General features: G+C 36.9%; 9 protein-coding genes. 6 read left to right on the forward strand and 3 right to left on the reverse strand.

All coding sequences use genetic code 11. The annotated features are described in order from the left end of the window. Nucleotides 1–175: 175 nt before the first annotated feature. Nucleotides 176–1,690, forward strand: a complete 1,515-nt coding sequence (locus GWK10_RS17410) for a PAS domain-containing sensor histidine kinase (protein ID WP_164033678.1) — start codon at nt 176–178, stop codon at nt 1,688–1,690. A gap of 5 nt (nt 1,691–1,695) precedes the next feature. Here GWK10_RS17410 and GWK10_RS17415 read toward each other — a convergent pair whose 3' ends face one another. Next, nucleotides 1,696–3,039, reverse strand: coding sequence for a deoxyguanosinetriphosphate triphosphohydrolase (locus GWK10_RS17415; RefSeq protein ID WP_164033679.1), 1,344 nt, complete (start codon nt 3,037–3,039; stop codon nt 1,696–1,698). Between the two features lie 184 nt (nt 3,040–3,223). Between GWK10_RS17415 and GWK10_RS17420 the strand changes: the two genes are divergently transcribed. Both GWK10_RS17420 and GWK10_RS17425 read left to right on the forward strand, forming a co-directional pair. Next, nucleotides 3,224–6,076, forward strand: coding sequence for a TonB-dependent receptor (locus tag GWK10_RS17420; RefSeq protein WP_164033680.1), 2,853 nt, complete (start codon nt 3,224–3,226; stop codon nt 6,074–6,076). Nucleotides 6,077–6,108: 32 nt separating this feature from the next. Continuing rightward, complete coding sequence (locus GWK10_RS17425; protein WP_164033681.1) at nt 6,109–8,145, forward strand: hypothetical protein; 2,037 nt, start codon at nt 6,109–6,111, stop codon at nt 8,143–8,145. Nucleotides 8,146–8,335: 190 nt separating this feature from the next. Here GWK10_RS17425 and GWK10_RS17430 read toward each other — a convergent pair whose 3' ends face one another. Beyond that, nucleotides 8,336–8,698: a toxin-antitoxin system YwqK family antitoxin gene (locus GWK10_RS17430; RefSeq protein WP_164033682.1), complete on the reverse strand. Its 363-nt coding sequence runs from the start codon at nt 8,696–8,698 to the stop codon at nt 8,336–8,338. 323 nt (nt 8,699–9,021) lie between these two features. Between GWK10_RS17430 and GWK10_RS17435 the strand changes: the two genes are divergently transcribed. The 3 genes from GWK10_RS17435 to GWK10_RS17445 all read left to right on the forward strand — a co-directional run bounded on the left by GWK10_RS17435 (nt 9,022) and on the right by GWK10_RS17445 (nt 12,685). After that, entirely contained in the window at nt 9,022–11,322 is a 2,301-nt protein-coding gene (locus GWK10_RS17435; protein WP_164033683.1) for an inorganic phosphate transporter, read from the forward strand. 130 nt (nt 11,323–11,452) lie between these two features. Next, the gene (locus GWK10_RS17440; RefSeq protein WP_164033684.1) at nt 11,453–12,130 is read left to right on the forward strand and encodes a metal-dependent hydrolase; all 678 of its coding nucleotides are present in this window, start codon (nt 11,453–11,455) and stop codon (nt 12,128–12,130) included. A 45-nt stretch (nt 12,131–12,175) separates the two neighbouring features. Continuing rightward, complete coding sequence (locus GWK10_RS17445; protein ID WP_164033685.1) at nt 12,176–12,685, forward strand: acyl-CoA thioesterase; 510 nt, start codon at nt 12,176–12,178, stop codon at nt 12,683–12,685. Nucleotides 12,686–12,693: 8 nt separating this feature from the next. Here the strand turns inward: GWK10_RS17445 and GWK10_RS17450 are convergent, their stop codons facing one another. Beyond that, entirely contained in the window at nt 12,694–13,926 is a 1,233-nt protein-coding gene (locus GWK10_RS17450; RefSeq protein ID WP_164033686.1) for a murein hydrolase activator EnvC family protein, read from the reverse strand. Nucleotides 13,927–13,958 lie beyond the last annotated feature (32 nt).

Consider the following 13,958-nt stretch of genomic DNA (forward strand, 5'->3'; position numbering starts at 1 on the left):
TTCAACATTATATAGCTACACAATAAGCATAAAAAAATTATTAAATAAATACACATAAACGATAAAAATAAACATTTAATCGATATATTTGCTTTATAATATACTTAAAGTAGATTTATCAATCTTAAATTCGAATATTCGTGTATTCCATTGTAGTTAAACAAAACCCCAAATTATGAGTTTAGCAATTAAAGATACTAGAGGACCTTTTGTTGAAGGCCAAAGCGCCATGCAAAAAGCATTTAAAGATGTTGGGGGGTTAATTTTTCAATTTCAATATTTCCCCGACAAAAAGCATTCTTGTTTTCCTTTTGCTAGTGCTGGTTTAATAAGTATTCTAGATTTAACTCCCGACCAAATAAAACAAGATGCTACTCCTGTGTTTGAAAGATTGCATCCCGATGATGAAAAAACCTTTTATAAGGTCATTAAGAAATCAATGGAAACCTTAGAAAGTTGGGATTATGATTATAGGGTAGTTTTACCGAGACAAGGCCTTAAATGGTTAAGAGGACATGGTCGACCAGAAAAGCTGTCAGACGGTAGCTACTTATGGAATGGTTGTATGATGGATATTACAGATCGTAAATTAATTGAGGTTGATCTTTATGAAAGCAAGCAAAGACTTCAGCTTGCTATGGAAAGTACTAAGGACGGATTATGGGACTGGAATGTAAAGACAGACAAAGTATTTTATTCTAATGAGTCTAAAGCCTTATTAGGTTATCAACCAGATGAGTTAAAAAATACTTCAGACGATTGGAATAGTAAAGTTCATCCAGAGGATAGAGCATCTTACTATGATGATATGCACAATCATTTTGATGGTAAAACACCCTACTACTTTAATGAGCATAGGATTCTATGTAAAGATGGGCATTATAAATGGATTTTAGATAGAGGGAAGGTTATTGAATGGGATTCATCTGGAAATCCGCTTAGAGTTATTGGCACACATTCCGATATTAGTCTTCAAAAACAAAGGGAGCTTGAAGCACGCACAAAAATTGACATTATTGAAGATCAAAATAATAGATTAACCAATTTTGCCCATATCGTTTCACATAATTTGCGTTCACATTCCGGCAATTTTGAAATGCTTTTAGATTTAGTAGATGAAGCTGATAGTTCGGAGGAGAAATTAGAAATGGTCAATCATCTAAAAAAAGTATCAGAATCTCTTTCTGAAACAATAGCGCATTTAAACAAAGTAGTTTCTATACAAACGAACTTGAATAAGGGGCTTGAAAAAATAAGCTTATCAAATTGTATCGTAAATACAGTCAGTGTTTTAAAAGGAGAGATCGATAAAAAAAATGCTATAATAACCAACAAAGTCTCTTCAGAGATCTTTGTTGATCATAACCCCGCCTATCTAGAAAGTATATTACTTAATCTAATTTCTAACGGATTAAAGTATAAGCACGCCGATCGAAATCCAGAAATAATACTCGAGACCATTTATGAGAATGGAAAATTGAGTCTTAAAGTTTCTGATAATGGGATTGGAATTGACCTTAAGAAGCATGGCAAAAATTTATTTGGTATGTATAAAACATTTCATGGAAATAATGATGCTAAGGGTATTGGACTATTCATTACCAAAAATCAAATAGAAAGTTTAGGTGGTACCATAGCAGTAGAAAGTGAAGTCAACGTTGGAACGAGTTTTAAAATCACTTTCAATTAAAAACTTTACCCAATCTCTCCATTAATCTGTTTGTATAACTGCAGCGCTCGTCCATCGGTTAAACTTGCGATATAACAACAAACATCCAATAGGTTTTTATAAGGTGAATTGCCTTCAACGTTTAAAGAAGCAGGAAGCAGTTTCAGAATAAGCTTGTCGTAATTATGGGCCTTGCCTTCACTATTATTGACGATTGCATTTACAAAAACATCAAGTAGACTATTCAACATTTTGTAGCCTGCTACCTCTTTTTCGATGACCTCATTTGACTGGTAAATATTTTCAACACTCAATTTAATAATGTCATTTATCTGCGGTTCAAATCGACATTTATCGATTAGTGCAACATCAAAATCACCGTTTAAAATGGCATTTTCGTTGTCTAAAAAGACTCGAACGGCTTCATTAATTAACGTACTAATTGATAAAGCACGTAGGTAGCTCAATCGATCTTCTTTAAACTTTAAGGCATTGTACTTTTTTATATTGATGGTGTCTCGAACCAAATTAATCAGATATTCTAGGGCATAACTTTCATCAACTAAACCAAGATTGATTCCATCTTCAAAATCGATGATTGTGTAACAAATATCGTCAGCAGCTTCGACCAAAAAAGTTAGAGGATGGCGACTAAAACTAATATCTTTTCCTTTTCTAGTTTGATTTAGGCCCAGCTCATTTGCTACGTCGACGAAAGCTTCTTTTTCCGATTGAAAAAAGCCAAATTTCTTATCGACAATATGCTTGGTCGGTTTTATCGGTAATGATTCTTTAGGATATTTTGTAAAAGCTCCTAAAGTGGCATAACTCAAACGCAGCCCACCTTCTATTCCTTGCCTAGATTCAGTTAAAATCTTAAACCCATTTGCATTTCCTTCAAAGTCAATTAAGTCCTGATATTCTTTATCAGTTAATCGATTTTTAAACTGCTTCCCGTTCCCCGATTTAAAGTATTCACCAATTGCTTTTTCACCACTATGTCCAAAAGGGGGGTTCCCGATATCATGCGATAATGCGGCAGCGGCTACAATCGCTCCAAAGTCATTAAACTGGTAGCCATGTGTTTTTTTCAATTGCGGATGACGCTCTAATAATTGCTTTCCGACGATACGACCTAATGATCGTCCGACAACCGATACTTCAAGGCTATGTGTAAGTCTAGTATGTACAAAATCAGTCTTAGATAACGGGATTACCTGTGTTTTGTCTTGAAGACTTCTAAAGGCTTGCGAAAATATAATTCGGTCATAATCTACCTCAAAACCAAGCCGGGTTTCATCTTGTTCAATTCGAAGTCTTTTGTGTGTATCGCCAAAGCGCTTAAGTGATAGGAGAGCTTCCCAATTCATAGTAACATATTGATTGGCACAAGATAGTATTTGTTGTGTTAGGAAATTGTTTCCAGATTGAAAAAAGAAGCCCGAGTTAGTAACATTTAGATAACTGTTTTATTACTGATACTTCATTTTTGGTTAACCAACGCTTTACAGTATCACGGTTTCTTTGCAGCGGTAATTATTTGTAATACTTAATATGAAAATTAAATTAATCACTCTGATGTTGTTTGTAACATCATTTGCACTTGCACAAACCGGAGGTATTGCCGGAAAGATAACAGACAAGGACATGAATAACGATCCTTTACCTTTTGCAACAGTTGTCATTAAAGGCACGACTAAAGGTGCCCAAACTGACTTTGATGGACTTTTTACTATCGAAGGCTTGGAGCCAGGAACCTATACTGTTGTAGTTAGTTTCGTTGGGTATGAAACCTTAGAAGTACCAAATGTTGTGGTTGAAGCTGGTAAGGTAACGGAAGTTAATACCGGTATTGGATCAAGTGCAGTAAGCCTGGATGAGGTTATATTATCTGCTCCAGTTGCTAGAAAAGATTCACAAGTGGCATTGCTGTTAGAGCAGAAAAAAGCCGTTCAAATAAAAGAGAGTATTGGCGCAAAACAACTGGCAAAGGTTGGTGTTTCTGATGCTGCCTCTGCAACCACAAAAATTTCAGGAGTTGCGTCAAGCGAAGGCTCAGGAGATGTTTTTGTACGCGGACTAGGAGATCGTTATTTGGCAACTACCTTAAACGGCTTGCCAATTCCTTCAGATGATGTCGATAAAAAGAATATCGATCTTTCATTATTTCCTACAAAGGTTATTCAAAATGTAGGTATAAGTAAAACATTTGCTGTAGAATCGTCGGCAGATCAAGCTTCAGGAAATGTTGATATTGTTTCAAGAACCTTAGCTGGTCAATCTGAATTATCAGCAAGTGTAAGTTCTGGAATAAACACCAATGTTGCGCAAAACGGTGTGTACGATAATTTTAAAGTATCTCCTAACCTGAACGATGCGAATTTTGGCTTTTACAAGCAGCAACGTCCAATATTGCAGCAAATTACGCAGCAAAGTTGGAATACGGTTAATCAAGATAACCCGATAAACTATTCAGCCTCTGTTACTGCTGGATACAGATTGAAAGAAAAGCTTTCTTTATTATTAACTGCATCTCATTCTCAATCTTACGAATACAGAAAAGGATTGTTCCGTCAATTTAGATCAAACTTTATTGATGATACGATTACGGATGCAACTACTTACAATAAGAAGATTACGAACACCTTGTTAGGTGATGCAACTTATTTCATCAACGATAGAAATAAGTTAAAATATACCTTCTTCTTCATCAATAAATTGAATGACGAGGTTTTCGAAGGAGGACGAAATGGAGAGGCCACAATTTTCGAGGAAACAAATCCAGCAGAAGGGCTTTTTCAATTCATAAGAGATCAGAATACTAAGCAAACAAACGTTGTTGTAAATCAACTTTTGGGAACACATCGTCTTAGTGAAAAAAACACATTAGAATGGGCGGGAAGTTTCAACTTTTTAGAAGCTGATGAACCTAATCGAATCAGAAACGAAGTCAATTTCGACCCGAATGGAACATTAGTTCAATTAGGTAGAAATGGTGGATTCCAACAGCGTAAGTCAAGTCAAAAAATTGAAGATGTAGAGTACAATGCTCGTATAAAAGATATTTTCAATGTCATTGAAGAAGAAAACAACACTTTTAAAATTGAAGTTGGTGGAGCTTATAGAAATAAAGCACGTGAATTTAGCTCAGAATTCGTTGGGGTAGAAGAGACTTCTACAAATGCAATTAATCCAACATCAATAGATGATTTAGGCGCAATTTTTCAACTTCCTAACTTCCAAAACGAACTATTAGAGATCAACTTATTAGGTTTAAATGCGCGTGGTAGAAGACGAGATATTTACGATGGTGAGTTAGAGTCGAAAGCGATTTTTACTAATGTTAATGTTGGCTTTGGAAAATGGAATTTTAATGGTGGATTGCGTTGGCAAGAAGACGATATTAATGTAACATACGATATCGGAAACTTATTCCCTAGAGTTGGTGAGAGCATTCAAAACTACAATAATGTGTATCCAACGTTTAGCACTAAGTATTCATTAAATGAAAAGCATGCTTTCCGTTTTGCGGTTAGTAGAACGATTACACTTCCTGAATTTAAAGAGGTGTCTCCTTTTGAATATGTTTCTCCAACAGGACAAGTAACTCGTGGTAATGTGGATGTTCAAGCATCAACGGATTTGAATTACGATCTTAAATGGGAGTATTTCCCATCAGCAGGCCAGTTAGTATCCCTTGCAGCGTTCTACAAAGACATTAAGGACCCAATTAACCGAGTTCGTGATCGAGGTTCGGCGGGTGTGTTTTCGTATTTCAATTCAGCAGAAAAGGCAGAGGTGTTCGGTTTAGAAGCTGAAACCAAAATTGACCTTATTAGTCCTAATCAAGATGAAGAGGGAAATAATACTGGGTACGGATTGAATATGGTATTTAATGCAACGCGTATGTGGCATACTCAAGATCTAAAAGATGTTACAGATGAAGATGGCACCTTGTTAAGAACATTTAAGTATGGCGATAATACCGAGACTGATTTGCAAGGAGCGTCTGATTGGATTTTTAATACAAGCTTAAACTTTAACACTGAGGGTGAAAATCCGTTTGCTGCATCATTATCGGCAAATTTCGCATCGGACAAGATATTCGCTTTAGGTGTACCTACAGATCAAGCTAATCGTGTCGCATTTTATGATGATTCGATTGTTGAAAAAGGCTTTGTGGTGTTAGATGCTGTAATAAGCAAAGAATTTGGGAAGCACTGGAAAGCAACTTTTACAGGAAAGAATTTATTAAATCCTACAGTAAAGCAGGTACAAAGCATATTGCAAAATCCAGGAGAAGTATTGGCAAATCCTGATTCAGCACAACGCATTACAAGAGATGAAACAGTGCTTTCGTACACCAATGGTGTAGGGATAAGCCTTGGTCTGAGTTATAAATTTTAAACCAACATTCTTTTAACAACAATTAAAAAACTATGAAAACAACAATGATGAAATTCCAAAAAATTGTATGGCTGCTACTTTTAGGAGCATTGATTGTAACCAGTTGTGGTAATGATGATGATCTTCCTCTTGCCGAAGCTTCTTGTTCAGATGGTATTCAGAACGGAACAGAAACAGGCGTTGACTGTGGTGGTACTTGTACACCATGTGTAAGTGAAGATTTGAACCTTACAGGAACACTAACTGAAGATAGAACATTAGATCCATCGCTGGCATATACATTAACGAATACATATAGTGTAGAGGCTGGTGCAACGCTTACTATCCCTGCGGGAACTACAATAACTGCTGCTGTTCAGAGTGGAAGTGAAACCAATACATATATTGTTATTCAAAAAGGAGCGCAAATAAATGTACAAGGTACAGCGGCCAATCCAGTTATAATGACTTCGGCAAATGATAGTGCTGGAGATTGGGGAGGATTAGTAATTGCTGGAGATGCTACTACTACAGAAGGTACAGATGCTATTGCAGAGATAGGTCAAATAAGATACGGAGGTTCTAATGACACTGATAATTCAGGAACTATTAATTACCTAATTATCAAAAATGCAGGAGCTCAAATTAATGCAGAGTCCCAGTATAACGGACTAACGCTTTATGCAGTTGGTTCAGGAACGACAATATCAAACGTTGCAACCCTAAACGGTGAAGATGATGGTGTTGAGTTTTTTGGAGGAACAGTTTCTATGACAAACTTCTATTCAGAAAATAACCAAGATGATTCGGTTGACTGGACTGAAGGATGGAGTGGTACTTTAACCAATGCTTATATTATCCACACTGAAGATGGTTTCTCTACTGCTGTTGAAGCAGATGGGAATAACGGAAACCCATCTTTAGTAAATCTGACTGCGGTATCATCAGTTGGTGGTCTTGCACTTCAATTTAAAAAAGAATCGGGCGCAACAATAACCGGCTTATCATTACAAGGTTATACCACATCAATTGACTATAAGGACAATGGCGCTTTGACTAATGTTACCATTGACGGGGAAACTTCGAACCCAGCATTGAGTTATGTTGCTCCGGCAACGGTTGATGCGGCTTTATTCGATTGGGTAAATAGTACAAATCAAGTATCAACGCAGGTAATAGGCGGTAGTCAAACTTCAGACCTTACGCTGGATGCTTCAATTTCCTATTTCTTAAAAGGAACTTTAAGTATGGAAGCAGGTACTACTTTGACAATTCCTGCTGGAACGAAGATTACAGCAGATGTAGAATCAGGAGACGAAACAAGTACCTATATTGTTATTCAAAAAGGTGCACAAATTAACGTGCAAGGTACAGCTGCAATGCCAGTTGAAATGACTTCGGCAACGGAAACCCCTGGTACTTGGGGTGGACTTGTAATTGCAGGTGATGCTACGACTACTGAAGGTGCTAATGCTACTGCTGAGGTAGGTCAAATTACATATGGTGGAACTAATGATGCAGATAATTCAGGTTCTATTCGTTATTTGATTATCCGATATGCTGGGGCACAAATTAACCCAGAATCACAGTATAACGGATTGACATTGTACGCTGTTGGTTCAGGAACGTCAATAGAATGGGTAGCTGCTATCGATGGAAAAGATGATGGTGTTGAGTTCTTTGGAGGAACTGTTTCTGTGACTAACTTTTACTCTGAGAATAATGAAGACGATTCAGTTGATTGGACAGAAGGGTGGAATGGTACTTTAACCAATACCTATGTGTCACATACGATTTCTGGTTTCTCTACAGCTATCGAAGCTGATGGGGCCAATGGAAATCCAACTATCGCCAATTTCACTGCGGTTACGGAAGTTAACGAAGGGATTGCATTACAGTTTAAGAAGAACTCTGGTGCTACTATGACCAATGTACTCTTAACAAACTACGCTACCAATGTAGATATGAAAGACATGGGGCCAGTTGCGAATGTTATTGTTGACGGGACTCCATTAACTTCAGTAAATGATGATGTATTTAATGGTACAGCAGTTGACGTAGCAACTTTTGCTTGGGCAACAGGTAATTAAGAAACTTATTTGAATTAGAGTTTGTTTATAAAAGGAAATAGTTTTTTGTATTAATCATACAAATACTTACCTAGGAAAAGCGTTTACGAAAGTAAGCGCTTTTCTGATTTGGAATACTCATGAATTGCCATAAAATAAAAATGCCCGATAGGAAAACTATCGGGCATTTTGCGTAATTAAGGAATATTTTTTAATCGCGTATTGCGACTACTTGCTTTTCTTCATTTTTCCAAAGGCTTACTTTGGCAATACGATTGTTATCGTAATCAACTTCTTTTAAAGTGTTATCTGCCCAGAAAAACCATTTTCCAGTTTTAACGCCATTCGTATATTCTCCAACAGCAGTTTTCTTGCCAAATTGATTGTAGCTTGTCCAAGTACCTTCTAATTTACCTTGAATATTATAGGTGCCTTCTTGACTCATGACACCATTGTCATGAAATAATGCAGCTTCTATTAAATTTGTGTCTTTGTTTAGTTTGAGTGTCTTCTTCTTTTGGGCAAAAGAAAAAGTGATACAAGCTAAAGCGACTAAAGTGAGTATCTTTTTCATATTAAGTAGGATTTGAATTAATAATTACATTACAAACATAACATTAATTTACCTATTTTGAAACAATTTGGTAACATTAAATTTACATTAAAAACATAAACTACTCTAAATCAATGTATTACGATAACAATTGATGTTATCTTAACGTCCATTTATGATACCCTGAGAATTGTAATTTCACTGAGCCACTATGGCTTATGATTACAGGTGATTTTGACCAAATTTGATGTTAACATAGGGATGTGCTTTTCTCAGTATAACATAACATTATGGTAACATACTGCTGAAATTTTAATAAGACATTTATCCTCATATTTTTTTTGATGGAGAGTATCTATATTTTCATGTTGGTTGCCTTGGTAACCTTAGCAATAATTGATCTTGTAGTTGGTGTCAGTAACGACGCAGTTAACTTCTTAAATTCTGCCATTGGGTCCAGGGCAGTTTCCTTTAAAACCATTATGATCGTTGCCAGTATTGGGGTTGCCTTTGGGGCACTGTCCTCTAGTGGCATGATGGAAGTTGCCCGAAAGGGGATTTTCGTTCCCGGGCAATTTATGTTCAGCGAGATTATGGTGATTTTCTTGGCAGTTATGCTTACGGATATCCTATTGTTGGACTTTTTCAACACCATGGGATTGCCTACGTCTACCACAGTATCTATTGTTTTTGAATTGTTGGGTGCTGCAGTTTGTGTGGCAGTCATAAAAATTGCTTCTAATGACAGTGAATCTTTCTTAGCTCTAGGTAATTATATTAATTCCGATAAGGCCTTAGAAATAATCCTAGGAATACTCCTCTCCGTGTTTATTGCTTTTACCATAGGGGCGGTTGTCCAATTTATATCCCGTTTAATACTTTCTTTTAAGTTTGAGAAATTACCTGCTTTATTTGGTTCTGTATTTAGCGGTATTGCAGTAACATCCATTGTTTATTTCCTTTTAATCAAAGGTTTTAAAAATGCATCTTTCATGTCAGAAGACATTAAGGAATTTGTAAGTGGGAATGTACTAGGAACTATTGGAATTAATTTTGCTTTTTGGACCGTTGTTTCATTTATTCTTATTCAGTTTTTCAAGCTCAATATTTATAAAATAATCATCATACTGGGCACGTTCGCGCTTGCCATGGCATTTGCGGGTAACGACTTAGTTAACTTTATTGGTGTGCCAATTGCTGCTTTTAATTCATATGAAGGCTGGACACTTGCAGGATCACCAGATCCAACAACTTACAGCATGGAAGGACTGGCTGGAGCGGTTGCAACAAAGCCTATTTTGTTATTGGCAGCAGGCCTTATTATGGTACTTACACTTTGGTTTTCGAGTAAGGCAAAAGCTGTGGTAAAAACATCAGTCGATCTTGCAAGACAAGAAGAAGGAAGCGAGCGCTTTGAACCCAATTACCTTTCAAGAGTATTTGTTCGCTTTTTTGTGAATGCGAACTACACTATTGATAAAGTCACACCTAATGGCTTCAAGAAATTTGCGGATAAACAATTTCAGCAAATTCCCATTTCTAGAGCTAAAAAGGAAGATGCTCCTGCCTTCGATATGGTTCGTGCATCAGTCAATCTTATGATTGCTAGTGTGCTTATTTCCATCGCAACATCAATGAAATTACCCCTTTCGACTACCTATGTTACTTTTATGGTAACAATGGGAACCTCGCTTGCCGACCGAGCTTGGGGCACAGAAAGTGCAGTGTATCGCGTTGCTGGGGTACTTAATGTTATTGGAGGATGGTTTTTTACTGCAATCAGTGCCTTTGTTGCTGCTAGTGTAATGGCCGCGGCAATATACTTTTTAAAGCTTCCGGGCATTATTGGGTTGCTATTATTAGCGGGCTTTTTCTTGACTCGCAATTTTCTTAATCACAGAAGGAAAAGCAAAGAAATACGAACAGAGAGCAGCCTACAAAAGGCAGAGAGTAGCTCAATTCAAGGAGTTATTCAGGAAAGCGCAGCCAATATTTCTTCTGTAGTAAAACGAGGAAATAAAATATACAGCACTTCACTCGATAGTCTGGCAAGGCAAGATCTTTCACGATTGAAAAAGAACAAAAAAGGCATCACCAAACTTAATGTGGAGGTCGATGAACTTAGGGATAACATTTATTATTTCATCAAGAATTTAGATGAGTCTAGTGATGGAGCCAGTCAGTTTTACATCACCACCCTAGGTTACTTGCAAGACATGACCCAATCGTTGGAATATATAAGCAAGGCTAGTTTTAAGCATGTGAATAACAACCACAAAAACCTTCGCTTTAATCAAATAAAAGAGTTAAAAGAAATTGAAGGAAATTTGAATGAGCTTTTTACGGATATTCAACAAACCTTCGAGACCAGAGAATTCCACAATATTGCTGCTATAATCGATCAAAAACAAAAGCTTCTCGATCAGGTTTCCGACAAAATCAACAAGCAAATTCAACGAACACGTACGGAAGAGTCAAGTCCGAAAAACACCACCTTATATTTTGGCTTACTTCAAGAAACACAAGATTTGATTACGGCAACAATGAACCTTTTGGAGCAATATGATAATGCCTATGATAGTTCTGTTACAGCGGCTACTATTTCGACTGAGACAACAGATAATAATGCGCCTGAAGAATCATAAAAAAATATTTTCGTAATACTATATAAAAGCATCTCTTATCAATTGAGGTACTTTTTTATTTCAAGTCAATTTCCAGTCTAAAAACATTACTCCTCATTTTTGTAAATTGAAGCTTAAATTCAGATAAATTATGAAACTTACTGCATACGGACATGGCTGTTTAGGATTAGAAATAGGAGATAAACATATTATTGTCGATCCTTTTATTACCGAAAATCCACTTGCTAAGGACAAGATTAGACTAGAGGATCTAAAAGCTGATTTCATCTTGGTAACTCATGCACATTTTGATCATACAGCGGATGTCGATGCGCTAGCAAAGCAAACAGGAGCCATTATAGTTTCTAATTATGAAATTGCAATGTATTATCAAGCAAAAGAACACAAAGTTCATCCTATGAATCATGGTGGAGCTTGGAACTTCGATTTCGGAAAAGTAAAATATGTAAATGCGGTTCATACCTCTTCATTTGGTGATGGCACCTATGGTGGTCAACCAGGTGGATTTGTAATAGAAGCAGATAAGAATATTTACATTGCTGGGGATACTGCGCTTACAATGGATATGAAACTCATTCCTATACAGACCAAATTAGACTTGGCTGTTTTCCCAATAGGTGACAACTTTACTATGGGAATAGATGACGCTGTGATTGCATCTGATTTTGTCGAATGTGATCGTGTATTAGGTATTCACTATGATACATTTGGTTATATAGAAATTGACAAAGAAGAGGCAAAAAACAAGTTCAAAATTGCGAAAAAAGATTTAACATTGCTTGAGGTAGGAAGTAGTATGAACGTTTGAGTGAAGTAGTGTCGAAATCCTATCTTTGCCAAAATTATTTTTTGAATGGAAGCCAAAACACCAAGCGAGTCCCAAGCCATACTTACCGACCTTGTTTTACCAAGTGAAACCAATCCGCTAAATAATCTTTTTGGTGGCGAATTGCTTGCCCGAATGGATCGTGCAGCAAGTATAGCGGCAAGACGTCACTCAAGACGAATTGTGGTAACAGCATCGGTAAATCATGTGGCATTTAATCGCGCGATTCCATTAGGAAGTGTAGTAACTGTCGAGGCAAAAGTTAGTCGCGCCTTTACGTCGAGTATGGAAATTTTTATTGATGTATGGACTGAAGATCGCGAGTCGGGTGCACGCACTAAAGCGAATGAAGCTATCTATACCTTTGTAGCCGTAGATGAAACAGGTCGTCCCATCGCAATACCACCAATTAAACCAGAAACTGACTTAGAAAAAGAGCGTTATGAAGCTGCTTTACGCAGAAAGCAATTGAGTTTGGTTTTAGCTGGAAAAATGAAACCGGAAGATGCTACTGAATTAAAAGCCCTATTTGCTTAACAGGAGAACTACTTAGAAGCTAGCCAAGGAGATGGGTTCATTGTGGAAGATTCTTTAAAGACACTAAAGTATAGCTCGGTTTTACCACTACTTCTACTTGTAAAAACTTCGCCAATTTCCTGTTTCGCTTTAATCTTATCGCCTTTTTTTACAAAGACTTTTTGCAGATTACCATACACACTAATATAATTCCCGTGGCGAATTAGGACTTTAGGATTTCCTCGTTTTTGAACTTGAACTTGTAATACTTCACCATCAAAAATTGATCTAGCTTTGGCACCTTTTTCACTTGCGATACGAAGACCATTGCTACGTATGGTATTCCCTTTAAAGATAGGGTGCTGTTGAACACCATAACTTCGGGTAACAACCCCTTTTTCAATTGGCCAAGGTAATCGACCTTTATTGGCAACAAAATTTCCGGCAATGATTTTATCAGCGGGCGTTAAAGCGAAGGTTTTTGAGCCTGTTTTTCCTGCTTTTTTATTTGAAGCTGCAATCGCCTCGGCAATCAGGGCTTTTAGTTGAGAATCGATTCTATCAGACTCCCGTTGTTTGCTCCTAATTTCTGAAACATATCGATTCTGATCTTTTTTCAAGACAGCGATTAAGTCTTGTTGCTGTTTTTGGTCGTCTTTAAGCTGTTTCTGGGTCTTCTTATTTTCTGCTAGGACGGCTTCTTTCTCTTTTTTCTTTTCCTTTAGGTCGATATTGAGAAGTTGCAGCTCCTCAGTTTTAGCGCTTATTTGCTCGCCTTGTTTTCTGCGGTGTCTTGTAAATTGCTTCATGTATTGCATGCGTTTGTAGGCCTGCAAAAAATCTTCAGATGACAATAGAAACATAATTCTACTTTGCTCCGATTTGCTTTTGTAGGATCGCTTGATCATATCGGCATACTCATTTTTCAAGGAGCTTAGGTCAGAGCGAAGCTTGGCAATACTTTTTAAATTTTCATCAATTTCTCGGGTATATAAATTGGCTTGCTGATTGCTAACGCGGATAAGTCGCTGTAAGGCATTTACCTTTTGGTCCATGTCTTCTAATCGCTCTAAAACAGATTTAGACTCCCTTTTTACCTCAAAAAACAACTTATTGATCTGTTTGATCTCTTGTTGCAGTTTTTCCTGTCGTTGTTGGAGTTCTTTTTGTTTAGCTGATTGAGCAGTCGATAGTGAGGGCCAACAAAGTAATGCAATGAAAAAAAGAATAGGGTAAAGAGAAAAGAAAAAAGTCTTTTTCATTTTAAGGCACTAGGGTTTTTGGTATGACCATC

The sequence above is a fragment of the Spongiivirga citrea genome, assembly GCF_010671565.1.
GTDB classification, from domain to species: Bacteria; Bacteroidota; Bacteroidia; order Flavobacteriales; family Flavobacteriaceae; genus Spongiivirga; species Spongiivirga citrea.

What these genes read in the sequence shown, in the direction of transcription:
- GWK10_RS17410 (WP_164033678.1), top strand. Translation starts at nt 176, where the DNA reads ATGAGTTTAGCAATTAAAGATACTAGAGGACCTTTTGTTGAAGGCCAA.
- GWK10_RS17415 (WP_164033679.1), bottom strand. Translation starts at nt 3,039, where the DNA reads ATGAATTGGGAAGCTCTCCTATCACTTAAGCGCTTTGGCGATACACAC.
- GWK10_RS17420 (WP_164033680.1), top strand. Translation starts at nt 3,224, where the DNA reads ATGAAAATTAAATTAATCACTCTGATGTTGTTTGTAACATCATTTGCA.
- GWK10_RS17425 (WP_164033681.1), top strand. Translation starts at nt 6,109, where the DNA reads ATGAAAACAACAATGATGAAATTCCAAAAAATTGTATGGCTGCTACTT.
- GWK10_RS17430 (WP_164033682.1), bottom strand. Translation starts at nt 8,698, where the DNA reads ATGAAAAAGATACTCACTTTAGTCGCTTTAGCTTGTATCACTTTTTCT.
- GWK10_RS17435 (WP_164033683.1), top strand. Translation starts at nt 9,022, where the DNA reads ATGGAGAGTATCTATATTTTCATGTTGGTTGCCTTGGTAACCTTAGCA.
- GWK10_RS17440 (WP_164033684.1), top strand. Translation starts at nt 11,453, where the DNA reads ATGAAACTTACTGCATACGGACATGGCTGTTTAGGATTAGAAATAGGA.
- GWK10_RS17445 (WP_164033685.1), top strand. Translation starts at nt 12,176, where the DNA reads ATGGAAGCCAAAACACCAAGCGAGTCCCAAGCCATACTTACCGACCTT.
- GWK10_RS17450 (WP_164033686.1), bottom strand. Translation starts at nt 13,926, where the DNA reads ATGAAAAAGACTTTTTTCTTTTCTCTTTACCCTATTCTTTTTTTCATT.